The organism is Gordonia sp. 11cp (genome assembly GCF_057767225.1).
The window spans coordinates 5071206-5094790 of record NZ_CM173437.1 but is presented as its reverse complement, the minus strand read 5'-3'; the positions used below and the strand labels follow the sequence as shown (position 1 = coordinate 5094790).

Sequence of the window (23585 nt, the reverse complement as noted above, 5' to 3'; positions counted from 1 at the left end):
CCTCGGTTCCTCGGCGTCGGGATCGAGTAAACCCTATCCATTCACCGAGGTCGACGTGCAGCGCGCCTCGGCGCTCGGGATCTCCGAGGGACGGCCCGCTCCGGCGGTACCTCACGGCCGCCGAGCGTCACGCCTCGTCGACGAGCGCCTCGCCGCGGGCGAACTCCCGCGCTCGACCTCCGGAGAGGATCTGGGCCGGCAGCGGATCGCTGAGCAGGGTGCGGATCAGCGTTGCCGACGGGTCGAGCGGGGCATCGCTGCCCGCGATCACGATGTTGCCCGTGCGTCGACCCTTGAACATCGCGGCGTCGGCGATGAGCGCGAGATGATCGAACACCGCTCCGACGGTCGCGGCCTCGGCGCGGGCACCGGCGAGGTCCCGGCTGTCGCCGCAGTTGGCGAGGTACAGGCCACTGGGGGTGAGGACGTCGCGGACGTGTTCGGTGAACTCGGTGGTCGTCAGATGTCGCGGGGTGCGATCGCCGGCGAAGGCGTCCCGCACCACGACGTCGCGCGTGCCGGGTTGGAGTGCCTCGACGACCTCGCGCGCGTCGCCGACGCGGATACGCAGCTTCGGCGCCCGGGGTAGGTCGAACCATTCGCGTACGAGGCGTGCGAGTTCGGCGTCGATCTCGACGGCCACCTGGCGGGCGTCGGGATAGCGATTGTCGAGGTGGCGTGCCAGTGCGCACGCCGCACCGCCGAGGTGCAGGACCCGGAGGCGTTCGGTGGCGGGGTGGCGTTCCTCGATGACGGCGGCCATCTGTCGCAGATACTCGAAGTCGAGCGCGGTGGGGTCGTCGGGGTGGATGTGTGAGCTGTGGGCTCCGTTGATCGTCAGCAGCCAGCCGCCCGCGATGGTGTCGGGGCTCAGCTCGGCGACGCCCGTGTCGATGTCGTACCGACCGGGTGTTGGCTGTGCGTGTGTCCGGGCCACGGGGGCCAAGTGTCCCAGCCGGCGCCGGGAGCGGAGCGAGCGGGCCGAATGATGCCGGCGCCGGGAGCGGAGCGAGCGGGCCGAATGATGCCGGCGCCGGGAGCGGAGCGAGCGGGCTGAATGTGCACCGGCCCGGGTCGATACCATCGCGCGGTGCCCAGACCACCGCGTGTTCATCGCCCGCGTCCAGATCGCCGGCGCGGTGCGGTGACCGCGGCGGGGATGCTGGTCGGTTTCGTGCTCGACGGTCTGTTCGGGGATCCGTCCCGTGGACATCCGGTGGCCGGCTTCGGTCGGCTGACCAGCGCGGTCGAGCGTCGCCTCTACCGGGATTCGCGGAGAGCGGGTGCGGGTCTGGTCGGGGTGATGGTGGGGTCGACGGTGGTCCTGGCGGCGGTGCCGGATCGACGCGCGACGGGCGTCGCCGGTGTCGCGGTGACCGCCGCGGCGACGTGGGTTGCCCTGGGTGGCACCTCGCTGTGCCGGGTGGGCGACGCGGTCGCGGAGGCGTTGGAGGCCGGTGACATCGACGCCGCGCGTGCGCTCATCCCGAGCCTGTGCGGCCGGGACCCGGAGTCGCTCGACGAGGCGGGTCTGTGCCGTGCGGCTCTGGAGTCGATCGCGGAGAACACCTCGGACGCGACGGTCGGGCCGCTGGTGTGGGGGGCGCTTGCCGGTGTCCCCGGCGTGCTCGGGTACCGGGCGGTGAACACGCTCGATGCGATGGTCGGCTACCGGAACCGGCGTTATCGGAACTTCGGTTGGGCGGCCGCGCGCCTGGACGACCTCGCTAACCTGCTGCCGGCGCGATTGGCGGGTTCGTTGCTGGTGATTCTCGGCGGTGCTCCGCGCCGGACGATCGCGGCCTGGCGTCGCGACAGCGGTGCCCACCCGAGTCCGAATGCCGGCGTCGTCGAAGCCGGGTTCGCGGGTGCGCTCGGGGTGCAGCTCGGCGGACTGACGGTGTACCCGCACGGCGTCGAGGTGCGTCCGACCCTGGGTTCCGGACCGGCGCCGGGGCCGGCGGATCTCCGCGCCGCGGTCGCCCTGTCGCGACGGGTGCAGCGGGCCACCGTGCTGACCTGTGCGGCCGTCGCCCTGGCGCGACCGGGGGTGACGGCCGCGTTGCGCCGGCTCAGCCGCCGTACCGCCGGGTGAGTTTGTCGCGAACGTCGCGGGACTCGTCGGCGGTCCGCGGCCCGTGGCCGATCTCGCCGACCTGCTGGGTCATCGTGGTTCCGGCGGCTGCCCGGAGCTCGTCGCGACGGTGCTGGCGGCGCTGAGCGCGCGATTCGGCGGCCGGACCGGGAGGTGCCGCCGGGGCGGACGAGGGGTCGGAGTCGGTACCGGGCGCGGTGGCGTCGGCCGTGGTGGCGGACGCCGAGGCCTCGGCGGCAGCACGGCGTCGGGCGCGGATCTCGGAGAACAGGAAGTATCCGACGCCGAGGGGCGCCATCACGCCGAAGGCGAGCCACTGCAGGCCGTAGGACAGGTACGGGCCGGTGTCGAGCTGCGGGAGCGAGATCTCACCGAGTGACCCCGGCTGGTCGGGGGAGAGCTGGAGGTAGAAGTCGTCCATCGGCGTCGAGGTCGCGTCGGCGACCAGGCCCGGGTTGATGGTCGCGACGGTCAGTGCGCCGTTCTCGACGCGGGCGCCGCGATCCGTGCTCACACTCTCGGCTGCGCGGATCCGGCCGTCGACGGTCTGCTCGCCGGCCGGCGGCGCGGGGATGTCGGGGACCGCACCCTCGACGGGTCGGACGTACCCCCGGTTGACGAGGATCACCCGATCGGACCCGCTGACCGCGAACGGGGTGAGTACTTCCACCGCGGGACGCTGGTCGATGTTGCGGAGCCGCACGAGGGCCTGCCGGTCGGTCAGATAACGACCGGTCACCGCGACCGACCGCCACTCGGAGGACGGCACGAAGGCCGACGACGGCGCCACCTCGGCCAGTGGGGCCGTCTCGATCGACGTGGCGGTGCGGATCAGGTCGTTGCGGCGCTCGGTGTCGGAGTTCTTGCCGAGCTGCCAGGGCGCGAGGAGGGTGAAGCAGGCCACCGCGAACGCAGCGACCACGACACCGAGGGCAATCCACCCGGGCCGAAGGATCGTTCGCAGTACGTGCACACCGCCAGGCTACCGAGCGGGGTAGCCTGGTCGAAATGCGAGACTTCCTCTGCTTGAACTGCGGTCAACGTCTCTCCTTCGAGAACAGCCTGTGCCTGAATTGCCGGAGCCCTCTCGGCTTCTGGCTGAAGACCAGGTCGATCCACGTCCTCGACGACAAGGCGCGCGCGGAGGTGGACGGCGTGCTGCTCGAGCGCTGCGCCAACACCAAAGTCGCGCAATGTAACTGGATGGTGAAGTGGACCGGCAAGCCGACCATGTGCGAGTCGTGCCGACTCACCCGCACCCGGCCCGGTGACGACGACACCGAGGCGCTGCCCATCTTCGGCCAGACCGAGACCGCCAAGCGTCGTCTCATCCTGGAGCTCGACGAGTTGGGGCTGCCCATCGAGACGCGGGATGAGAACCCGCAGTCCGGACTGGCTTTCGACCTCCTCTCCAGCGCGCAGCAGTCGGTGATCACCGGCCACGCGAACGGGGTCATCACGCTCGACCTCGCCGAGGGCGACGACGTGCACCGGGAACAGATGCGCGTCGAACTCGCCGAGCCGTATCGCACCGTCCTCGGGCACTTCCGGCATGAGATCGGTCACTATTACCAGTTGGTCCTCATCACCGACGACCGTCGTCCGGGCTTCGAGGAGCTGTTCGGCAACCCCGACGACGACTACCAGGCGGCTCTCGACCGCCACTACAGCGAGGGCGCCCCCGAGGGCTGGCAACAGGACTACGTGTCGTCCTACGCGACGATGCACCCAGCCGAGGACTTCGCCGAGACGTTCGCGCACTACCTGCACATCCGCGACACCCTCGACACCGCGGCGGCGTTCGCGATGGCGCCCGCCGGAGCGACTTTCGAGGGGGTGCCGCCGGGCGACGTCGGCTTCGATCGCCTCCTCGACGAGTGGCTACCGCTGACGTGGGCGCTCAACCAGATCAACCGGTCGATGGGTCACCCGGACCTCTATCCGTTCGTGTTGCCCGAGAAGGTGCTGACGAAGATCCGCTTCGTGCACAACCTGGTGGCCCCGGCGCCCTGAGGCTGTCATCTCGGTCCAAACACCACAACGCCCTGCTCCTCGCACCTCAGCTCAGGGAGCAGGGCGGCTCACCGTTCGCCCGTCAGGCCCAGCGCGTGACTTGCGGATCGAGCTCAGGACACCCCGAGTTCGCCGCGTACCCAGTCGATGAGACCCGGCATCGAACTCTCGATCTGTTCGCGCGTCACCACGAAGTCCTCGGTGGTGCCGTAGTACGGGTCGGCGAGATCGAGGTCGTCGACGGGGGCGGAGGGGTCGAACGAGCGCAGCAGCCGTGTGCGGTCGCCGAGCCGCTTGCGTTCGAGTTCGCGCACGTGGCCCTCGTCCATGGCGAGCAGGAGGTCGGCGTCGAAATGCTCGGGTCCGAGCAGGGCGGCGACATGGGCGTCGGAGTAGCCGTGCGCGACCAGCTCGGTCCGCGCACGGTTGTCGGCCGGTTCGCCGACGTGATAGCTGCTCGTCCCGCCGCTGGACACACGCACCTTGCCGCCGAGCCCAGCGTCGTCGAGTGCGGTCCGGAAGATGTTCTGCGCCATCGGTGACCGGCAGATGTTGCCCGTGCACACGAAGCAGATGTGAAGTTCGTCAGCCACTGCTACCTCACAAGTCGATTCGCCGTCAGCCGGGATTCGGGGTGCGGATCACGCACCCAGGACGTCGCGCAGTTCGGCCACGGACCCGACTGCCCAGGTCGCGCCCTGTTCCTCCCCGCCCAGAGCGTAACCCCAACGCACGAGAATCGCTGGGATGCCGAATGCCGCTGCGCCCAGCACATCATGGCTGCGATCGCCGATCATCACGACCGGACCGGTGACGTGCCCGGACTGTGGGTCGGTGGGTATCCGGAGTTCTTCCAGCGCAGAGGCGATCACGTCCGATTTCTCGCGGCGGGTGCCGTCGTCGCTGGCACCGGCGATGTAGCGGAAGTGGTCGGCGAGACCGAAGTGCTCGAGGATCCGACGCGCGGTGGTCTGGTTCTTCGACGTGGCGATCGCCAGCGTGCGGCCCCCGGCGGCCAGATCGGCGAGCAGGTCGCCCATCCCGTCGAACACCGAGTTCTCCAGCCAGCCGACCTCGGTGTATCTCTCCCGGTACGCGCGCATCGCCTTGTCGGCCACCTCGGACGAGAGCCCCAGCGCATTGAGCGTGTCGATCATCGGCGGGCCGGCGATCCCGGCCACGAGGCGCGGGTCGGGCTCGGGTGCTCCGACCGTGGCGAGCGCGTGCCGAAAGCTGTTCTCGATTCCTGCGAAACTGTCGGTCACCGTGCCGTCGAGGTCGACGAGTAGGACGGTCTCGGGGTGGCGTGGATCCGGCGTCGTCGTCACGTCTCCATCGTGCACGTAAGGTCTGAACACATGACAGCTGGGTACGACGCGCTCGATGTCGAGACCGGGCCCTCGCGTCCGTCCGCGTCCGACGGACGGACACGCGCCGGTCACGCCGGTGCGGGGCCCGCCCAGACGCACCCTCCGCGCGCCGATCTCACTGACCCGGAACGCCACGGTGACCAGGACGCCGCCCCGGGACTCGTCGACTTCGCGGTGAATGTCCGTGGTACGCCGCCCGCATTCGTGCTCGACGCCATCCGGTCGGGACTCGACGACCTCGCGCGGTATCCGACCGGAGCGCAGGAGCGACGTGCCGTCGACGCGATCGCCGCGGCACACGACCGCCGCCCCGAGGAGGTGCTGCTGCTCTCCGGAGCCGCCGACGGATTCGAGATGCTGCCGCGGCTGGGGTCTCGGCATGCGGCGCTGATCCAGCCGTCGTTCACCGAACCGGAGATCGTGCTGCGAGCCGCCGGCATCCCGATCTCGCAGGTGGTGCTGACCGAACCCTGGCACCTGCCCGCACCGGACGGGATCGGGACCGCCGCGACCGTGCCGGACGATGCCGACCTGGTGATCCTGGGCAACCCCACGAATCCGACCTCGGTGCTGCATCCGGTCGAGGCCGTTGCCGCGTTGCGCCGCCCGGGCCGGATCATCGTCGTCGACGAGGCCTTCGCCGACCTCACGCTGAGCGCCGACGCAACGCCCGAACCGCAGTCCCTCGCCTCCGCGGACTGGCCCGATCTGCTCGTGATCCGAAGCGTGACAAAAACATTCGGACTGGCCGGTTTGCGTGCGGGCTACCTGCTCGGACCGGTCGGCCTGCTCGACCGGCTGCGCGCCGGGCGCCGACCGTGGGCGGTGTCGACCCCGGCGCTCGCCGCGCTGACCGCGTGCGTCGAGGAGCAGGGACAGCGATACTGCGCCGAGACCGCGCGGACGGTCGCCGAGGAGCGCGCCGACATGGTGGACGAACTCACGCGCGTCGGGCTCCGCGTGGCGGCCGAGCCCGCGGCGCCGTTCGTCCTGGTCGAGATGCGCGACGCCACCGAGGGGAAACAACGTCTGATCCGCCACGGTTTCGCGGTCCGCAGCTGCGCCAACTTCGTCGGTCTCGGTGATTCGCACCTTCGTCTCGCCGTCCGTCGGCTTCCGCAGGTTCGGGCGCTCACGCGCGCGATCGAGCTGGTACGAGAGGAGATCGACCGTGAAGTCGGAACCCCGCGCTGACGCGTCCGTGACGGTCGGCGACGTCGTCGACGTGGTCGAACGTGCCTATCCATCCGCCCTCGCCGAATCGTGGGACGCGGTCGGTCTGGTGTGCGGCGACCCCGCCGACTCCGCGCGCGGCGTGCTGGTGTGCGTGGACGTGACCGATGCGGTGGTCGACGCCGCGGTCGAGACCGGCGCCGGGATCGTCGTCGCCCACCACCCGCTGCTGCTGCGCGGCGTCACCTCGGTGGCCGCCGACACCCCCAAGGGACGGATCGTTCATCGGCTGATCCGCAACGGGATCGCGCTTCTGTGCGCACACACCAACGCCGACAGTGCGCGGCCCGGCGTCTCCGACGCGCTCGCCGACCGTCTCGGACTGCGCGGCACCGTCCCCATCGAGCCGAAACCGGTTGCGGCGATGGACAAATGGGTCGTCATGGTGCCGGAGGGAAACGTCGAGCAGGTGAGTGAGGCGATGTTCGCCGCGGGCGCGGGGGCGATCGGCGACTACCGGGACTGCTCCTGGACGGTCGTCGGTACCGGACAGTTCGAGGCCGGTGAGGACGCGTCGCCGACCATCGGCGAGATCGGGATGCGCACGCATGTCGACGAGGCGCGGGTCGAGATGGTCGCGGCACGAGGGCTGCGCGCCGGTGTCCTGCGCGCCCTGCGTAACGCGCACCCCTACGAGGAACCGGCCTTCGACGTGTTCGAGCTGGCCGACCTCAGCAGCGACGTCGGGCTGGGGCGGGTCGGGTCGCTCGAGGAACCGATGACCCTGCGCGACTTCGTCGACCGGGCCGCCCGGGTGCTGCGCACTCCGACCGGCGTCCGCGCCGCGGGTGACCCGGATGCGCTGGTGCGGACCGTTGCGGTGTGCGGCGGGGCCGGGGATTCCCTGCTCGGACGTGTCCGCGGTCTCGGCGTCGACGTCTATCTGACCGCCGACCTGCGTCATCATCCGGTCGACGAGAGCCTCCGCGACGGCGGGCCGGCAGTGGTCGACGCCGGGCACTGGGCGACCGAGTTCCCGTGGTGCGCTCAGGTCGGGGCGCTTCTGGAGGCCGAATTGGGCACGCCGGTGAGTGTGTTCGAGGCCCCGACCGATCCGTTCGCGCTGCACAGTGCGGGCTGAGTCACCGACACCGAGCCGCCGCCGACTCTCCCGCACCTCCCGCGTACGGTAGGGGGACTTTCGCCGAAGAGGAGACCGCAATGAAAGTCGACGCCGCCGTGCAGCGACTGCTGCTCGATCTCGCGGACTCCGATGCCGAGATCAACCGTCTCGTCCATCGCCGCAAGACCCTGCCGGAGGACGCCGAGATCGCCGAGCACAATTCCGCGATCGACGCCGCGCGCGACGACCTGGTGCGCGCGGAGATCGCCGCGGAGGACCTTGGCCGCGAGTACCGTCGGATCGACTCCGAGGTGACCGGCATGGCCAACCGCGAAGCCAAGGACTCGGCTCTGTTGACCGGCGGTGGCCTGGCGCCGAAAGCCTTGTCGGAGTTGCAACACGAGCTCGCCGGGCTGGGTCGTCGGCGGGCCGTGCTGGAGGACGAGATGCTGTCGCTGATGGAGCAGCAGGAGGCCGTCGAGTCCGAACGCACCCGCGCGGCGGCGACCATCAGCCACCTTGAGGAGAAGGTCGCCGAGGCGCAGGTCCGGCGAGACCGGTCGCTGGAGTCCATCGACGAGGACCTGTCGCGTGCCCGGGAGCGCCGGGAGTCCCTCGAGGCCGAGATCGATCCGCCGCTGCTCGCGGTGTACGAGAAGCAGCGTGCCGGAGGCCGCATCGGTGCCGGCCTGTTGCGGGCCCGCCGGTGCGGGGCGTGCCGGATGGAACTCGACCGCGGGACCATCGCGGCCATCGGTGCGGCGCAGTCCGACGAGGTCGTCCGATGCGAAGAGTGCGGCGCGATCCTGGTGCGCACTGTCGAGTCCGGAATCTAGATCCATGACGGCAACGGCCGAAGAGTCTGTGCCCGAAGGCGATTCGGCGGCGAAGGCGCCGTCGTGGCAGGGACGGCGCGGGGAGCCGACGCGGTTCATTCTGCTCCGGCACGGACAGACCGCGCTGTCGGTCGGACGACGCTACTCCGGTCGCGGCAATCCCGAACTCACCGACGAGGGCCGACGCCAGGCCCGCGCGGCCGCGGAGCGCGTCGTGCGTGAGGACGGGATCGCCGCGATCGTGACCTCGCCGTTGCGTCGTGCGCGCGCCACCGCCGAGGAGGTCGGCGCGCTGACCGGGATCGAGGTCGTCGAACACGCCGGGCTGATCGAGAACGACTTCGGCGACTGGGAAGGCCTGACGTTCACGGAGGCGTCCGCGCGTGACCCGGAGCTGCACCGCTCCTGGCTGTCCGACGTCACCGTGCCGGCACCGGGTGGGGAGAGCTTCGCCCAGGTCGCCGAGCGCATCGCGCAGACGAAAGCCGAACTGCTGGACTGGTATCCGGGGCAGACGGTGGTCCTGGTCTCGCACGTCACCCCCATCAAGACGATGTTGCAGGATGCGCTCGGCGTCGGACCCGAACTGCTGTTCCGGCTGCACCTCGACCTCGCTTCGGTGTCGATCGCCGAGTACTTCGACGACGGCGGGTCCGTGGTCCGGCTCGTCAACGACGCCGCACACTGGCGCGTCTGACCGTCGCAGTCCGGTGTCAGAACACCGGTGCCGTCGACTCATAGTCCCGGGCGTATCCTGAGTGCGCGAACGAGTCGGCCGGGCGGCCGCGGTGCGCGGAACGGGCGGTTTCCCGCCACGCCGCGCATCGAGGAAAGTCCGGACTCCGCAGAGCAGGGTGGTTGTCAACGGCAACCCGGGGTGACCCGCGGGACAGTGCCACAGAGAACAGACCGCCGGCCGCAAGGCAGGTAAGGGTGAAACGGTGCGGTAAGAGCGCACCAGCGGCACGGGTGACCGTGCCGGCTAGGTAAACCCCACCCGGAGCAAGGCCGAAGCACGCACCTCGCGGTGCGTGTGCGCGGGCGTCACGAGGGCTGCTCGCCCCAGCCCGCGGGTGGGCCGCTCGAGGTACCCGGCGACGGTGTGCCCAGATGGATGGTCGCCACCCGCATCGGTCTCACGACCGTGCGGGTACAGGATCCGGCTTACGTGCCGACTCGTTCGCCTCTCTCGTCCGGTCGATGCCGTGCCCATCGGCGCGCGTCGCGCCCCACCCGGGTCGTCGTGCTCTCTAGGGTTGGGGGAGTGAAGCGCATTCTCTCGGCCCCCGACATCGACTTCGCCGGTATACGCACCGAACTGGGCGTCGACGAGGAGTACGGCGAGGATGCCCTCGCCGAAGCACGGGCCACCGCGGAACTGATCGAATCCGGCGCCGCGGGCGCCGACCGGTACGCCGATGTCCGCGAGGACCACACCGAATTGCCGTTCGTCACGATCGACCCGCCGACCTCGCGAGACCTCGACCAGGCGGTGCACATCACCGCAGACGGGGGCGGGTTCGTCGTCGACTACGCGATCGCCGACGTCGCAGCCCTGATCACTCCGGAGGGCGCCCTCGACCAGGAGAGCCGACGACGCGGCACCACCGTGTACTTTCCGGACGGCTCGGTCCCGCTGCATCCTCGCGAACTGTCCGAGGGCGCGGGTTCTCTTCTGCCCGAACAGGTCAGGCTGTGTGTGCTGTGGACGATCCGGGTGGACGGAGACGGATCGGTGACCGATGTGCGGGTGCGTCGATCCCGAATCCGGTCCGTCGCGCGCCTCGACTACGCCGGCGTCTCGGCCGATGCGACCGCAGGCCGGCTGCATCCGTCGATCGCGGCTCTGCCCGCGTTCGGCGAACTCCGGCACGAGGTCGCGCTGGAGCGGGGCGCGGTCGAACTCGACCTGCCCGATCAGACGGTCACCCGCACCGACGACGGGTGGCGGCTCGATCTCGAGGCGCACACACCCGCCGACATGTGGAACGCGCAGGTGTCGCTGCTGGCCGGGATGTGCGCGGGCACGCTGATGGCCGAGGCCGGTGTGGGGCTGCTGCGCACACTGCCGCCGGCCGAGGACAACGCGGTCGAGGACCTGCGCGCCGCCACCCGGGCGCTCGGCGTGCACTGGCCGGACGGGCTGTCGGTGGGACGGTTCCTGGCGGGTCTGCCGGGTGACGAGCCGAGCACGCTGGCCCTGCAGTCGGCCGCCGGGGGCCTGATGCGGGGCGCCAATTATCTCGCGCTCACCGGGGCCGGTGAAGCCGATCGCGTCGACGACGCACTCATGCGGCATTCGGCCATCGGTGGTCTCTACGCACATGTCACCGCGCCCCTGCGTCGCCTGGGCGACCGGTTCGCCACCGAGGTGTGCCTGGCGGTCACCGCTGGTACGCTGGTACCGGACTGGGTGCAGCGTGCGTTGCCGACACTTCCCAAGATCTTGCGGTCCGCCGACACGCTCGGCGCCACCGCGGACCGGGCGAGCATCGACCTCGCCGAGGCCGTCATCCTCCGGGAACGGGTGGGTGAGCGCTTCGAGGCGGTGGTGATGTCCGGTGCCACCGAGCGACGGCCGGCCCAGATCTTTCTGGCCGATCCACCGGTCGTGGCGCGGTGCGCGGGTGATCTCCGGCCCGGCGACCGCGTCGTCGTGGAACTCGTCACGGCCGACGAGGTCAGCCGGACGGTGGAGTTCCGCCGGGTCTGACCTGTCGTGGCTGCGCCGGCGGGTCAGAGTTCCTTCGCGACCCGACGGTACGCGGCGATCGCACGGTGTCCGTCGGCCTCGAGCCGGGCGTCGATCCGGCCGAGGACGAACATGTCCGGGCCACCGAGGTTTCCGGCCGCCGCGATCTCCGCGAGTCGCGTCCGATTGATCCGGGTGTCGTTGAAATCCCCCAGGGCGGACTGGATCTTCTTGGCAGCCGAGCCGACCTCGCGGTACTTCTTCTTGCCGAGCGGTTCGGTCGCGTCGATGCTGTAGCGCAGCCGCTTCGCCCGCTTGCGGATGGTGTGCAGCTGCTCTTCCCATTCGTCGGAACCCTCGGTGAACCCGGCGAGGCGGGCCTGCGCTCGATGAATGTGCTTGCGGCTGCGGGCGATCGCCTTGTCGACGACCGTGGTCGCCGGTAGGTCGGCGTCGGGACCCGGAGGGGGCGAGGCGATCAGGCCGTCGATGCTGTCGAGCAGGGTGAAGTACCTCTTCGACGACATGGCGGCGTGCGCCGCGCGAAGTGCCCGGTCGTGCGCGGTGACCTCGGTGCCGGCGAGCTCGGCGAGCAGTTCGGGCGAGGCGTTCTCGCCACGCAGCAGCGACTCGCTCAACTCCAGCTGCACCTCCGAATCGCGCGCGTCACCCAGGATCTGGGCGAGCAGCTTCAGTTCGGCGCCGACGTGCGCGGTGCGCTCGGCGTCGAGGACGGTGGGGAAGCCCGACAACACGCTGCGCAGGCGTCGGCAGGCCACGCGCATCTGGTGCACCGCGTCGGGGGCGTCGACGCGCACCAGCGGGTCGTAGGCGACCAGTGAATTGCGGTGGAGCGCGATGTCGGTCACGACGAGTTCGAGTGCGGTGGGCCGCTTGGAGAGTCGCGGCTCGTGCACGGTCGGTGTCGCGCCGATCGCCCGGGCGAGCTTCGACGCGCTCGACGCCTCACGACCGCCACCGGCGCGCAGCGCCTTGTCGGCCGCCTTGAGCAGCTTGGGCGTGCCGCCGGAGAGCAGTTCGAACTCCCACTCCGCCCACTGCTGGCAGTGGCCACCCGGCAGGAGCGACTGCGCGGTCACCAGATCCTCGGCGAGCTCGGCGAGCGGCTCGTCGTCGGCACCCAGCAGCCGGGTCACGGTGCGCGTCGTCGAGATCACCGCGACCGGGATCAGCGTTCGCGCGCGGATGTGGGCCAGGACCGGGCCCGACAGCGCCTCGGGAACCTCGCCGTCCGCGGGCGCCTCGTCGAAACCCACCTGCAATTCGCGCCGTGCCCCGGGAATGTCGGTGGGGCGCTTGAGGTGCCAGCCCTCGTCGGTCCCGCCGGTACGTCGGCGCATGGTGATCTTGTTACCGGCGAGATCGAGATTCTCGGTGTCGAAGTAGGTGGCGTCGAGGGAGAAGGTCTCGGGGGTCGTCGCCGAGACGACGCCCGGCAGCGCCCGCAGGTCGGGGGCCGCGTGGCCGGCGTCCACATCGAACTTGAGCTCCACCTCGACCTGTTCGGATGCGGCCACCTGTTCCTCCTGAAGTCGTCGACGGCTGTCCGTCGAGTCTAGTGACCTCGGCCGACCGTCGGCGTCGGCTACCGCGCGAAGCGGTCGGTCGCCTCGATGAGGTGATGGCGGATACCCGGTTCATAGGACGCGTGTCCGGCGTCGGCGACGATGTGCAGATCGGCGGCCGGCCACGCCCGGTGCAGGTCCCAGGCGCTGCGCGCCGGGCACACCACGTCGTACCGGCCCTGGACGATCACGCCGGGTATGGAGGCGATCCGGTCGATGTCGTCGAGGAGCTGGCCGTCGCGGAGGAATCCGTGGTTGACGAAGTAGTGGTTCTCGATCGACGCGAACGCGAGGTCGAAGCGGCCGGTGTCCTCGGCGTCGTCTCCCGAGGAACCGTCCGAACCCTCGTCGGGGCGGGGGAGGAGGTAGCTCGTCGCCTGCTCCCAGCCCGTCCAAGCGCGGGCCGCGGCGCGGGCGGTCGCGGCATCGCCGGAGGTGAGCAGCCGGTGGTACGCCTCGACCAGGTCGCCGTCGCGCTCGTCGACCGGTATGGGATCGAGGTAGCTCTCCCACAGGTCGGGGTAGATGTGTGCGGCACCGCCGTTGTAGTACCAGTCGATCTCGCTGCGCCGCAGGAGGAAGATGCCGCGCAGCACGAGTTCGGTGACCCGCTCGGGATGTGTCTGCGCGTAGGCCAGTCCGAGCGTCGAGCCCCACGATCCGCCGAAGACCTGCCAGCGCTCGATCCCGAGATGGGCGCGGAGCCGTTCCATGTCGGCGATCAGGTGCGGCGTCGTGTTGACCGTCAGGTCGGCGCCGTCGGCGATGTGGGGCCGCGACTGTCCGCAGCCGCGCTGGTCGAACAGCACGATCCGGTACTTCGCCGGGTCGAAGAACCTGCGTTGCGCGGGGGCGGTTCCGCCACCGGGCCCGCCGTGCACGAAGACGGCGGGTTTCCCGTCCGGGTTGCCCGACGTCTCCCAGTAGATCTGCTGGCCGTCGCCGACGTCGAGGTGACCGGCGGCGTAGGGCTCGATCTCCGGGTAGAAGTTCCGCATGGACGCCAGCGTAGGCGCCCCGATCAGTAGCTGTGCTCGGGACCCGGGAACACCCCGCGGCGTACCTCGTCGGCGTATTGCTCGGCGGCCGAACGCAACTCGCCACCGACGTCGGCGAAGCGCTTGACGAATCGGGCGGTCTTGCCGTGGGTGAGGCCGGCCATGTCCTGCCACACCAGGACCTGGGCGTCGGTCTCGTTGCCCGCGCCGATCCCCACGGTGGGGATGGTGAGCTTGCGGGTGATCTGACCGGCGAGGTCGGCCGGGACCATCTCCATCACCACGGCGAACGCACCCGCCTCCTGGACGGCGATGGCGTCGGCGATGAGCTGATCGGCGCCGTCCCCGCGGCCCTGGACGCGGAATCCGCCGAGCCCGTTGACACTCTGCGGGGTGAAACCGATGTGCGCCATGACCGGGATCCCGGCGGCGGTCAACGCGGCGATCTGGGGTGCCACACGCTCGCCGCCCTCGAGCTTCACCGCGTGTGCGCCGGTCTCCTTGAAGATGCGGAACGCGTTTTCGAGGGCGTGCTGCGGACCCATCTCGTAGCTGCCGAACGGCATGTCGGCGACGACGAGTGCGTGCGGTGCGCCGCGTACGACGCCGCGGATCAGCGGGATCATCTCGTCGACGGTGATCGGGATCGTGGTGTCGTAGCCCAGGACGACGTTGGCCGCGGAGTCGCCGACGAGGAGCACGGGGATCTCGGCGGCATCGAAGATGCGGGCGGAGGAGTAGTCGTACGCGGTGAGCATCGACCACTTCTCGCCTTCGGCCTTCATCTGGGCCAGGTGGTGGATGCGGGTCACGCGACGCTTGGCGGACTGGCCGGAGGCGGGCGCACCATAGACCGAGGAATCGGACATCATTGTCTCTTTTCTGCCTCGAGTCCCGACTGGCCGGAGATCGGCGCGGCGGGTACCCGGGTTGAACACGGACGTAGGCCATTGTTTCACCGGCGCGGCCAGTTGTGACCGGTCGTCTCTATGCGATTGGTCACACGTGCGAGCGTCCCGACTTTCGGCGTATGCGACTCTGGACACCGAGCCGGCGGTACGACTGTGCCGTGCCGGATCCCAGGTGACCGGCCAGCCGTCTCATCATGTGGGATGGCGTCGGCAAAGCCGCTGCACAGCGAGTTGGATTCGCGCGTGTAACACGGATTTAACAGCGTACTTCTAAGGTCGGCGACCATGGATCGCCAAAAGGAATTCGTGCTGCGGACCCTCGAAGAGCGCGACATCCGTTTCGTCCGTCTGTGGTTCACCGACGTCCTCGGTTATCTGAAGTCCGTGGCGATCGCCCCCGCCGAACTCGAAGGCGCGTTCGCCGAGGGGATCGGCTTCGACGGCTCGGCCATCGAGGGCTTCTCCCGGGTCTCGGAGGCCGACACCGTCGCCAAACCCGATCCGTCGACCTTCCAGGTGCTGCCGTGGACCACCTCGGCCGGCCGGCACCACTCGGCACGCATGTTCTGCGACATCGCGATGCCCGACGGCACCCCCAGCTGGGCCGACTCGCGTCACGTCCTGCGCCGGCAGCTGAACAAGGCCGCCGACCTCGGCTTCAGTTGCTACGTCCATCCCGAGATCGAGTTCTTCCTGCTGAAGGAGGCCCCTCTCGACGGGTCGGTGCCGACCCCGGCGGACTCGGGCGGCTACTTCGACCAGGCCGTCCACGACGCCGCGCCGAACTTCCGGCGGCACGCGATCGAGGCGCTCGAGTCGATGGGCATCTCGGTCGAGTTCTCCCACCACGAGGGCGCTCCGGGGCAGCAGGAGATCGACCTGCGCTACGCCGACGCCCTGTCGATGGCCGACAACGTGATGACGTTCCGCTACCTCATCAAGGAGGTCGCGATCAACGAGGGCGTCTGGGCGACCTTCATGCCCAAGCCGTTCAGCGAGCATCCCGGGTCGGCGATGCACACCCACCTGAGCCTCTTCGAGGGCGACATCAACGCCTTCCACAACCCCGACGACCCGATGCAGCTCTCCGTCACCGGCAAGAAGTTCATCGCCGGCATCCTGCACCACGCCTCGGAGATCAGCGCCGTCACCAATCAGTGGGTCAACAGCTACAAGCGGCTCATCCACGGCGGTGAGGCGCCCACCGCGGCGACCTGGGGTGGCGCGAACCGGTCCGCGCTGATCCGTCTCCCGCTCTACACGCCGAACAAGGCGTCCTCGCGGCGCGTCGAGGTCCGCAGCCCCGACTCCGCCTGCAACCCGTATCTGACCTTCGCGGTCCTGCTGGCCGCCGGACTCAAGGGCATCAACGAGGACTACGAGCTGCCCGACGAGGCCGAGGACGACGTCTGGGCCCTCACCTCGGCCGAGCGTCGCGCGATGGGCTACAAGGAACTCCCCGGAAGCCTGGCCGACGCGTTGAAGGAGATGGAGAACTCGGAGCTGGTCGCCGAAGCACTCGGCGAGCACGTCTTCGACTACTTCCTCCGCAACAAGTGGACGGAATGGACCAACTACCGCAGCCTCGTGACACCGTTCGAGCTGAAGAACTACCTGCCGCTGTAGGGGTGCTGCGGCCCGGTCCGGGACCGCGATGTCGTATTCGGCGGACCCGGTCGCTACTTTTGTGATGTGACAACACGATCGGGACCACCCCCGGCACGGTCCGGACTCCCTGGGCGAGCCGGACGCAGCACGGTCCCCAGCGCGGGCCGCCTGGGTCTCCTCGACGACTCCGCACCCCGGAACCTGGCCGATCTCGGCTGGAACACGCCCGAATCGGTCGACGTGTTGTGGGCGCTGTCGCGATCTCCCGACGCCGACCTCGCGCTGCGAACCCTCGTCCGGCTGCGCGGTGCGGTCGGCGACGAGTGGTCCGAGATCGACGCCCTGGTCCGCGCACAACGCTCGTTCCGCGGGCGCCTGTTCGCGGTCATCGGTTCCTCCGACGCACTCGCCGATCACCTCGTCGCCGAACCGTCGAGCTGGCGGCTGCTGGTCCCCGACGAGTTGCCCGACCGCGCCGAGGTCGACCGGCTGATGCTCGCCTCGGTCGATGCGCAGCCCGTGCCGGGTGAGATCGAGAAGGGCAATCGGGTGTACCGGGCCCGGCTCACCGGCCCGAAGGCCGTGGTGGCGCTGCGTCTGGCCTACCGAAACCTGATCCTGCAGCTCGCCGCACACGACGTCGCCTCGACCGTCGAGGACGAGCCGGTGATGTGGCTGCCCGAGGTCGGGGCGTACCTGTCCGACCTGGCCGACGCCGCCCTCACCGCGGCACTGGCCGTCGCCTTCGCGGAGGTGTGCGGGGACAAGCCGATCTCGGTTCGCCTCGCCGTCGTCGCGATGGGCAAATGCGGTGCGCGCGAACTCAACTACGTCAGCGATGTCGACGTCATCTTCGTCAGTGACCCGGCCGACGGCACCGCGGCGCGCATCGCCGGCGAGATGATGCGCATCGGTTCGCTCGCCTTCTTCGAGGTCGACGCCGCGCTGCGGCCCGAGGGGAAGTCCGGCGCGCTGACGCGGACCCTCGAATCGCATGTCGCCTACTACGAGCGCTGGGCGAAGACCTGGGAGTTCCAGGCGCTCCTGAAGGCACGGGCGATGACCGGCGACATGCAACTCGCCGACGACTACATCGCCGCCGTCAAACCGATGGTGTGGAAGGCCGCCGAGCGACCCGACTTCGTCCCCGAGGTCCAGAAGATGCGACGCCGGGTCGAATCGCTGGTGCCCGAGGCCGAGCGGGAACGCAACCTCAAACTGGGACGCGGCAGTCTGCGCGACGTCGAGTTCGCGGTCCAGCTCCTGCAGATGGTGCACGGCCGGGTCGACGAGAACCTGCGAGTGATGCCGACCGTCGACGCACTGGCCGCGCTCACCGCGGGCGGTTATGTCGGACGCGACGACGCCGCGAATCTCAGTGCGTCGTACCAATTCCTGCGTCTGCTGGAGCATCGTCTGCAACTGCAGCGGATGTCCCGGACCCACCTGCTGCCCCAGCCCGACGACCACGAGGCCCTCCGGTGGCTCGCGCGCGCCGCGCACATCCGGCGCGAGGGCGAACTCGACGCGACCGGGGTGCTGCGCGAACAGATCCGCCACCAGAGCCTGCGGGTCCGGCGCCTGCACCAGAAGCTGTTCTACCGGCCGCTGCTCGAAGCGGTCACACGCTTCAAGACCGACGAGCTGACCCTGACCGACACCTCGGCCGAGAGACGGCTGGCCGCACTGGGTTACGCGAAGCCCGAGCGCGCGTTGAGTCACATCCGCGCGCTGTCGAACGCGCCGGGGCGGCGTGGCCAGATCCAGCTCCTCATCCTGCCCCAGCTGCTCGAGCACATCGGGGACACCCCCGATCCCGACGCGGGTCTGCTGAACTATCGCCGGTTGTGCGAGGTCATGGAGGACACCGACTGGTTCCTGCGGCTGTTGCGCGACGACGGCGTCGTCGCGGCGCGGCTGATGAAGGTGCTCGGGACGTCGGAGTACATCGCGAACATGCTGATGCGCTCGCCCGAGGTGATCCACCAGTACTCCGACGGGCCCGACGGGCCCAAGCTCTGCAACGTACGACCCGAGGACGTCGCCAAGGGCCTCATCGCGTCGACCGTCCGCCAGCAGGACATGAAACGTGCGGTGGCCGTGGCCCGGTCGCATCGACGGGCCGAGCTGGTCCGCATCGCTTCGGCCGACGTCCTGGGGCTTCTCGACGTGCCTGCCGTCTGCAACGCGCTGTCGAGTGTCTGGGCGGCGGTGCTCAACGCCGCGCTCACCGTGGCCATCGACATCTCCGAACGCGAGCGGGGGAGCCGGGCGCCGGCCCGCATCGCGGTGATCGGCATGGGCCGGCTCGGCGGCGGTGAGCTCGGCTACGGTTCGGACGCCGACGTGATGTTCGTGTGCCAGCCCGATCGGGACGCCGAGGAGTCCGAGGCGCTCAAGTGGGCGCAGACGATCGCGGAGAACGTGCGGTCGATGCTGGGCAGTCCCAGTGCGGATCCGCCGTTGGAGGTCGACACGGGTCTGCGCCCGGAGGGCCGGAACGGTCCCATCGTGCGGACCCTCGCGTCGTATGCCGCGTACTACGCGCAGTGGGCGCAGCCGTGGGAGGTCCAGGCGCTGCTCCGTGCGCATCAGGTCGCCGGCGACGAGGCGCTCGGCATCGACTTCCTGCACATGATCGATCACGTCCGCTACCCGGCCGGCGGGGTCAGCAACGACGCCGTCAAGGAGATCCGCCGGATCAAGGCCCGGGTGGACGCCGAACGTCTGCCGCGCGGTGCCGATCCGGCCACCCACACCAAACTCGGACGCGGCGGCCTCGCCGACATCGAGTGGACCGTGCAACTGCTCCAGCTCAAGTACGCGCACCGCTACCGCAGCCTGCACAACACGTCGACCCTCGACTCGCTGGACGCCATCGGCGCTGCGGAGCTGTTGTCGGAGAACGACGTCGCGCTGCTCAAGGACGCCTGGACGACCGCGACGAAGGCGCGCAACGCGCTGGTCCTGGTCCGTGGCAAGCCGATCGACCAACTCCCCGGACCGGGTGCACAGCTGCGTCAGATCGCCTTCGCCGCCGGATGGCCGGAAGACCAGGCCAACGAATTCCTGGAGAATTATCTACGGGTCACGCGCCGGGCCAAGGCCGTGGTGCTCAAGGTCTTCGGGGCCTGACGCGCCGACGCGACTGACCAGGCCCGAGAAGGGCTCAGACGAATCCGGCGGGGGACACCGGACCATTTGGGGGAGCGATGACGAGATTTCTGTGGGCGGCCGCGTACGTCCTGGGGTGGGCGATGCTCGCCGGCGTGGTGCTGGGCGTGTTCCTGCACTTCTACCCGTCGCGCGGCGACGTCGCGCTGTACCTCACGAGCGGGGTGCAATTCGCCCTCATCCCCGGGTTGATCGCGATCGTCGTCTTCGGGGTCCTGCGACGCTGGTTCATGCTGGCGCTCGCGGTCGTGGCGGCCGGCGCGCTGGCCTACACCCAGGTGCCCCTCGTCGTCGCCGAGCCCGTGCCGGCCGGCGAGCGGTTCACCGTGGTGTCGTCGAATCTGCTCTTCGGCGGTGGCGACCTCGGTGTGCTCGAGAAGATCGTCGCCGACGCCGATCCTGATCTGTTGTCGCTCCAGGAGGTCACACCGGAGGCGTTGGAGCGCCTGCGGCGCAGCGAGATCGGCCGCGCGCTGCCTCATCAGTTCGCGATCCCGTACACCTACGCGGCCGGCACCGCATTGTTCAGCAAGAAGCCGCTCGACGAGCGGTACAACATCCCGGGTACCGTGCTGCACAATCTGCAGGCCCGTACGGATCTGCCGGGGGCGGCGGGGACCCAGGTGCTGGCGATCCACCCGGCTGCACCGCTGTGGGGCCGGAACTGGGACTGGCTCGCCGACATGGACACCCTCGCCGAGCATTTCGAGCAGCTCCCACCCGGGCGGGTCATCGCGATCGGGGACTACAACTCGACCTGGAATCACGCGAAGTACCGCAACCTGCTGACCAACGGACTCGTCGACGGGACCGACCTCGCGGGCGCCGGCTTCCTGCCGAGCTATCCCACCGACAAGCGGATCGGCAACCGGCCGCTGGTCGCCATCGACCGGGTCATCCTGCGCGGCTTCGTGGCGACCTCGATGGACACCCACTACCTTCCGGGTTCCGATCACCGGACTCTGGTGGTATCACTGGTGGCATCATGACCCCCGATCCCGAGAAGGCCGGACCCCAGACCGCCGACGGCCCGAGTGTTCCCGAGTACCCGAGTATCTCCGCGCGACTCCGATCGGCGACCGCGGTGGCGCACGAACGCGCCGAGCATGCGCCGTTCATCGACGATCTGATGTCGGGCCGGCTGGACACCGGGGAGTATCAGCGTCTCGCGATCCAGCTCTACTTCGTCTACGAGGCACTCGAGCGCGTCGGTGCGGAACTGGCCGGGGACCCGGTCGCCGACGCCGTGCTGGACCCGAAACTGCTACGCCTGCAACGACTCGGTGCCGACCTCGCGTCGTTCGGCATCGACCCGTCGCGTGAGACGCCGTTGCCGGCCGTGCGGCGTTATGTGACAGCGATCGAGTCCACCCGTGCCGATCCGGCGCGCTATGTGGCCCATCACTACACGCGTTACCTCGGCGACCTCAGCGGCGGCCAGGTGGTGGCCCATCGCATGCGGGAGCACTACGGCGTCGACGACGACGCGCTGAGTTTCTACTCGTTCGACGAGATCGACAAGCTCAAGCGCTACAAGGACGCCTACCGGGCGCGGCTCGACGCGCTACCCCTCGACGCGGACGGGATCGATCGTCTCGTCGACGAGGCCGTGGCGGCGTTCGATCACAACCAGGCAGTGTTCGGCGATCTCGACGGTGCCCGGGCAGCCTGACCCATAGGTCCGCCCGAGCGGCCGGGATCTGTCGAGCTCGGCTCAGTTGACCTGCAGCTTGACCGTGCGGTGCAGCACGACCTCGCTCACATCGTCGTGGCCCTTCACGAGCTCGATACGCAGCTGGTTGTCGTCGAGACGACTGGTGGTGCGAACCACGCGAGGGGTGCCTTCGAGGCTGATCCGGTCGCCGGGTACGAGGTCTTCGACATATACATCACGGGTCATCCGTCCAAACTACGGTCGTACCTTGTGAGTCGGCAGAGCAACAAGTCCTAAAAGTGATATGGATCACGTGTGAGGGTCGCCACGCCGGCGACCGATGGTTCGACGATCGCCGTTTCACGGTCTCACCGTGAGACGAATCGTCGGCGCGATCGAGCTTGCTCTACGGGCCGGGCCGGCACACGTCAGGAGTCGGCGAGGAAAGCTGCGACGGCCATGCGCCCGAGGTGCGTGGCGTCGTTACTCTCTCGCCTCGGGGATGGACAGCACGACGGTGGTTCGCTCGTCGGAGTCCAGCGTGTCGTCGTCGGGAGTGTGATCGACCAACGAGAGGTGCGCGACGTTGGCGAGGTTCACGAGGTGAGCCGATCCCTCGAGTTCGAGGGCGATCGGTTCGCGTTGCCGGACCACGTCGCGGACGAACTGCATCACCTCCGGGACCGACTCCGCGAACAGCAGGCGGATCTCGAACTCGTCGGACGTCAGAAGTGTGCCCATGCGGCTCATCGTCGCACGGTGCGCCGGTCGAATTGGGCGCCTCGCGCGGATTGACGTGCCGGTAGATGTGCAACGAAACGGCCCGCTCGGCGATCGGAGTGCGATCGCGGAGCGGGCCGGGTCGATGTGAGCCGAGTGGCTCAGCAGTCGTAGTACAGCGAGAACTCGTACGGGTGCGGACGGATCTGCACCGGCTCGATCTCGTTCTCACGCTTCAGCGCGATCCAGGTCTCGATGAGGTCCTCGGTGAACACGCCACCGGCGGTGAGGTACTCGTGATCCTCTTCGAGGCGGTCGATGACCGCGGCCAGCGAGGTCGGAGCCTGCGGGATGCTCTTCGCCTCCTCCGGCGGGAGCTCGTAGAGGTCCTTGTCGACGGGCTCGTGCGGCTCGATCTTGTTCTTGATGCCGTCCAGGCCGGCCATCATCATCGCGGCGAACGCCAGGTACGGGTTGCCCGAGCTGTCCGGGCAACGGAACTCGAGGCGCTTGGCCTTCGGGTTGTTGCCGGTGATCGGGATACGCACACAGGCCGACCGGTTGCGCTGGCTGTAGACGAGGTTGATGGGGGCCTCGTAGCCCGGCACCAGACGCTTGTAGGAGTTGACCGTCGGGTTGGTGAAGGCCAGCAACGACGGCGCGTGGTGCAGGATGCCGCCGATGTAGTAGCGCGCCAGGTCCGACAGGCCCGCGTAGCCGGCCTCGTCGTGGAACAGCGGCTTGCCGTCCTTCCACAGGGACTGGTGGGCGTGCATGCCCGAGCCGTTGTCACCGAACAGCGGCTTCGGCATGAAGGTGACCGACTTGCCGTTCTGCCACGCGGTGTTCTTGATGATGTACTTGAACAGCTGCACGTCATCGGCTGCGTGGAGCAGCGTGTTGAACTTGTAGTTGATCTCCGCCTGGCCCGCGGTGCCGACCTCGTGGTGGCCGCGCTCGAGCTCGAAGCCCGAGTTCTGCAGGTTGGTCGACATCTCGTCGCGCAGGTCGACGTAGTGGTCGTACGGAGCGACGGGGAAGTAGCCACCCTTCGGGCGGACCTTGTAGCCGAGGTTCGGGCTGCCGTCGGGATCGGTCGGGGACGCTGTGTTCCACCAGCCGGACTCGGACTCGACCTCGTAGAAGGTGCCGTTCATCTCGGAGCCGAAGGACACCGAGTCGAAGATGTAGAACTCGGCCTCGGCGCCGAAGAAGCAGGTGTCCGCCACGCCGGTGGAGGCGAGGTAGTCCTCGGCCTTGCGGGCGACGTTGCGCGGGTCGCGGCTGTAGGCCTCACGGGTGAACGGATCGTGGACGAAGAAGCTGAGGTTCATCGTCTTGGCCTTGCGGAACGGGTCGATCCGCGCGGTGGCCGGGTCGGGCAGCAGCATCATGTCCGACTCGTTGATGGACTGGAAGCCACGCACCGACGAGCCGTCGAATGCCAGACCGTCCTCGAAGACGTCCTCGTCGAAGGCCGACGCGGGGATCGAGAAGTGCTGCATGACACCGGGCAGGTCGCAGAATCGGATGTCGACGTACTCGACACCTTCCTTCTTGATGCCCTCGAGTAGTTCTTCTTTACTGCTGTACACCGTGCGGTGACTCCTTCGTGATCGGTGGTCCGTGTAT

The 23585-nt window shown here is 69.2% G+C and carries 21 protein-coding genes and 1 other RNA gene; 12 read left to right on the top strand and 10 right to left on the bottom strand.

All coding sequences use genetic code 11. The features are described 5' to 3' along the window. Positions 1 to 127: 127 nt before the first annotated feature. A complete protein-coding gene (locus AC3B6C_RS22745; protein WP_488374233.1) occupies positions 128 to 937 on the bottom strand; it encodes a spermidine synthase in 810 nt (269 codons plus the stop codon). Between the two features lie 120 nt (positions 938 to 1057). On the opposite strand from AC3B6C_RS22745, the gene AC3B6C_RS22740 reads away from it, so the two are divergent. Next, on the top strand, positions 1058 to 2095 hold the full coding sequence (locus tag AC3B6C_RS22740; RefSeq protein WP_488374232.1) for a cobalamin biosynthesis protein: 1038 nt from the start codon (positions 1058 to 1060) through the stop codon (positions 2093 to 2095). Here the strand turns inward: AC3B6C_RS22740 and AC3B6C_RS22735 are convergent. Beyond that, entirely contained in the window at positions 2073 to 3068 is a 996-nt protein-coding gene (locus AC3B6C_RS22735; protein WP_488374231.1) for an SURF1 family cytochrome oxidase biogenesis protein, read from the bottom strand. The genes AC3B6C_RS22740 and AC3B6C_RS22735 overlap by 23 nt on opposite strands. Positions 3069 to 3103: 35 nt before the next feature. On the opposite strand from AC3B6C_RS22735, the gene AC3B6C_RS22730 reads away from it, so the two are divergent. Further along, complete coding sequence (locus tag AC3B6C_RS22730; protein ID WP_488357977.1) at positions 3104 to 4108, top strand: zinc-binding metallopeptidase family protein; 1005 nt, start codon at positions 3104 to 3106, stop codon at positions 4106 to 4108. Positions 4109 to 4221: 113 nt separating this feature from the next. On the opposite strand, the gene AC3B6C_RS22725 is transcribed toward AC3B6C_RS22730, so the two are convergent. Together AC3B6C_RS22725 and AC3B6C_RS22720 are read right to left on the bottom strand one after the other, a co-directional pair. Then, a complete protein-coding gene (locus tag AC3B6C_RS22725) occupies positions 4222 to 4701 on the bottom strand; it encodes a low molecular weight protein-tyrosine-phosphatase (protein ID WP_488374230.1) in 480 nt (159 codons plus the stop codon). 48 nt (positions 4702 to 4749) lie between these two features. Beyond that, positions 4750 to 5436, bottom strand: coding sequence for an HAD hydrolase-like protein (locus AC3B6C_RS22720; protein ID WP_488374228.1), 687 nt, complete (start codon positions 5434 to 5436; stop codon positions 4750 to 4752). A gap of 30 nt (positions 5437 to 5466) precedes the next feature. Between AC3B6C_RS22720 and cobC the strand changes: the two genes are divergently transcribed. The 6 genes from cobC (at position 5467) to AC3B6C_RS22690 (ending at position 11323) form a co-directional block, all read left to right on the top strand. Further along, positions 5467 to 6672: an Rv2231c family histidinol phosphate aminotransferase CobC gene (gene cobC, locus AC3B6C_RS22715; RefSeq protein WP_488374227.1), complete on the top strand. Its 1206-nt coding sequence runs from the start codon at positions 5467 to 5469 to the stop codon at positions 6670 to 6672. Then, a complete protein-coding gene (locus AC3B6C_RS22710) occupies positions 6650 to 7792 on the top strand; it encodes a Nif3-like dinuclear metal center hexameric protein (protein ID WP_488374226.1) in 1143 nt (380 codons plus the stop codon). Before cobC ends, AC3B6C_RS22710 begins: the two co-directional genes overlap by 23 nt. Before the next feature lie 80 nt (positions 7793 to 7872). Beyond that, complete coding sequence (locus AC3B6C_RS22705; RefSeq protein ID WP_488374225.1) at positions 7873 to 8610, top strand: zinc ribbon domain-containing protein; 738 nt, start codon at positions 7873 to 7875, stop codon at positions 8608 to 8610. Between the two features lie 4 nt (positions 8611 to 8614). After that, the gene (locus AC3B6C_RS22700) at positions 8615 to 9307 is read left to right on the top strand and encodes a histidine phosphatase family protein (RefSeq protein ID WP_488374224.1); all 693 of its coding nucleotides are present in this window, start codon (positions 8615 to 8617) and stop codon (positions 9305 to 9307) included. Between the two features lie 70 nt (positions 9308 to 9377). Then, positions 9378 to 9793: RNase P RNA component class A (rnpB, locus tag AC3B6C_RS22695), an RNA gene on the top strand. Positions 9794 to 9874: 81 nt separating this feature from the next. Then, a complete protein-coding gene (locus AC3B6C_RS22690; protein ID WP_488374222.1) occupies positions 9875 to 11323 on the top strand; it encodes an RNB domain-containing ribonuclease in 1449 nt (482 codons plus the stop codon). 23 nt (positions 11324 to 11346) lie between these two features. On the opposite strand, the gene AC3B6C_RS22685 is transcribed toward AC3B6C_RS22690, so the two are convergent. From AC3B6C_RS22685 to panB, 3 genes are all read right to left on the bottom strand, one after another. Next, positions 11347 to 12840, bottom strand: a complete 1494-nt coding sequence (locus AC3B6C_RS22685) for a CYTH and CHAD domain-containing protein (protein ID WP_010841150.1) — start codon at positions 12838 to 12840, stop codon at positions 11347 to 11349. Positions 12841 to 12908: 68 nt separating this feature from the next. Then, positions 12909 to 13886, bottom strand: coding sequence for a prolyl aminopeptidase (gene pip / locus AC3B6C_RS22680; protein WP_488374221.1), 978 nt, complete (start codon positions 13884 to 13886; stop codon positions 12909 to 12911). Between the two features lie 23 nt (positions 13887 to 13909). Continuing rightward, a complete protein-coding gene (gene panB / locus AC3B6C_RS22675) occupies positions 13910 to 14755 on the bottom strand; it encodes a 3-methyl-2-oxobutanoate hydroxymethyltransferase (RefSeq protein WP_055476622.1) in 846 nt (281 codons plus the stop codon). A 327-nt stretch (positions 14756 to 15082) separates the two neighbouring features. Between panB and glnA (AC3B6C_RS22670) the strand changes: the two genes are divergently transcribed. From glnA (AC3B6C_RS22670) to AC3B6C_RS22655, 4 genes are all read left to right on the top strand, one after another. Next, positions 15083 to 16423, top strand: a complete 1341-nt coding sequence (glnA, locus tag AC3B6C_RS22670) for a type I glutamate--ammonia ligase (RefSeq protein ID WP_010841147.1) — start codon at positions 15083 to 15085, stop codon at positions 16421 to 16423. A 66-nt stretch (positions 16424 to 16489) separates the two neighbouring features. Further along, on the top strand, positions 16490 to 19540 hold the full coding sequence (locus tag AC3B6C_RS22665) for a bifunctional [glutamine synthetase] adenylyltransferase/[glutamine synthetase]-adenylyl-L-tyrosine phosphorylase (protein ID WP_488357967.1): 3051 nt from the start codon (positions 16490 to 16492) through the stop codon (positions 19538 to 19540). Between the two features lie 77 nt (positions 19541 to 19617). Beyond that, a complete protein-coding gene (locus AC3B6C_RS22660) occupies positions 19618 to 20568 on the top strand; it encodes an endonuclease/exonuclease/phosphatase family protein (RefSeq protein ID WP_010841145.1) in 951 nt (316 codons plus the stop codon). Then, positions 20565 to 21251: a biliverdin-producing heme oxygenase gene (locus AC3B6C_RS22655; RefSeq protein WP_010841144.1), complete on the top strand. Its 687-nt coding sequence runs from the start codon at positions 20565 to 20567 to the stop codon at positions 21249 to 21251. Before AC3B6C_RS22660 ends, AC3B6C_RS22655 begins: the two co-directional genes overlap by 4 nt. A gap of 42 nt (positions 21252 to 21293) precedes the next feature. On the opposite strand, the gene AC3B6C_RS22650 is transcribed toward AC3B6C_RS22655, so the two are convergent. The 3 genes from AC3B6C_RS22650 to glnA (AC3B6C_RS22640) form a co-directional block, all read right to left on the bottom strand. Beyond that, positions 21294 to 21479 carry a hypothetical protein gene (locus AC3B6C_RS22650; protein ID WP_010841143.1) on the bottom strand — a complete coding sequence of 62 codons (186 nt, stop codon included), beginning with the start codon at positions 21477 to 21479 and terminating at the stop codon, positions 21294 to 21296. A gap of 237 nt (positions 21480 to 21716) precedes the next feature. After that, the gene (locus AC3B6C_RS22645; RefSeq protein WP_488374220.1) at positions 21717 to 21974 is read right to left on the bottom strand and encodes a hypothetical protein; all 258 of its coding nucleotides are present in this window, start codon (positions 21972 to 21974) and stop codon (positions 21717 to 21719) included. A gap of 140 nt (positions 21975 to 22114) precedes the next feature. After that, positions 22115 to 23548 carry a type I glutamate--ammonia ligase gene (glnA, locus tag AC3B6C_RS22640; protein WP_010841141.1) on the bottom strand — a complete coding sequence of 478 codons (1434 nt, stop codon included), beginning with the start codon at positions 23546 to 23548 and terminating at the stop codon, positions 22115 to 22117. Positions 23549 to 23585 lie beyond the last annotated feature (37 nt).

Excerpts from the sequence above, each read along its gene's own strand:
- AC3B6C_RS22730 (WP_488357977.1), top strand. The coding sequence starts at position 3,104 with ATGCGAGACTTCCTCTGCTTGAACTGCGGTCAACGTCTCTCCTTCGAG.
- AC3B6C_RS22650 (WP_010841143.1), bottom strand. The coding sequence starts at position 21,479 with ATGACCCGTGATGTATATGTCGAAGACCTCGTACCCGGCGACCGGATC.
- cobC (WP_488374227.1), top strand. The coding sequence starts at position 5,467 with ATGACAGCTGGGTACGACGCGCTCGATGTCGAGACCGGGCCCTCGCGT.
- AC3B6C_RS22705 (WP_488374225.1), top strand. The coding sequence starts at position 7,873 with ATGAAAGTCGACGCCGCCGTGCAGCGACTGCTGCTCGATCTCGCGGAC.
- AC3B6C_RS22645 (WP_488374220.1), bottom strand. The coding sequence starts at position 21,974 with ATGGGCACACTTCTGACGTCCGACGAGTTCGAGATCCGCCTGCTGTTC.
- AC3B6C_RS22740 (WP_488374232.1), top strand. The coding sequence starts at position 1,058 with ATGTGCACCGGCCCGGGTCGATACCATCGCGCGGTGCCCAGACCACCG.
- AC3B6C_RS22660 (WP_010841145.1), top strand. The coding sequence starts at position 19,618 with ATGACGAGATTTCTGTGGGCGGCCGCGTACGTCCTGGGGTGGGCGATG.
- AC3B6C_RS22700 (WP_488374224.1), top strand. The coding sequence starts at position 8,615 with ATGACGGCAACGGCCGAAGAGTCTGTGCCCGAAGGCGATTCGGCGGCG.
- panB (WP_055476622.1), bottom strand. The coding sequence starts at position 14,755 with ATGTCCGATTCCTCGGTCTATGGTGCGCCCGCCTCCGGCCAGTCCGCC.
- glnA (WP_010841147.1), top strand. The coding sequence starts at position 15,083 with ATGGATCGCCAAAAGGAATTCGTGCTGCGGACCCTCGAAGAGCGCGAC.
- pip (WP_488374221.1), bottom strand. The coding sequence starts at position 13,886 with ATGCGGAACTTCTACCCGGAGATCGAGCCCTACGCCGCCGGTCACCTC.
- AC3B6C_RS22655 (WP_010841144.1), top strand. The coding sequence starts at position 20,565 with ATGACCCCCGATCCCGAGAAGGCCGGACCCCAGACCGCCGACGGCCCG.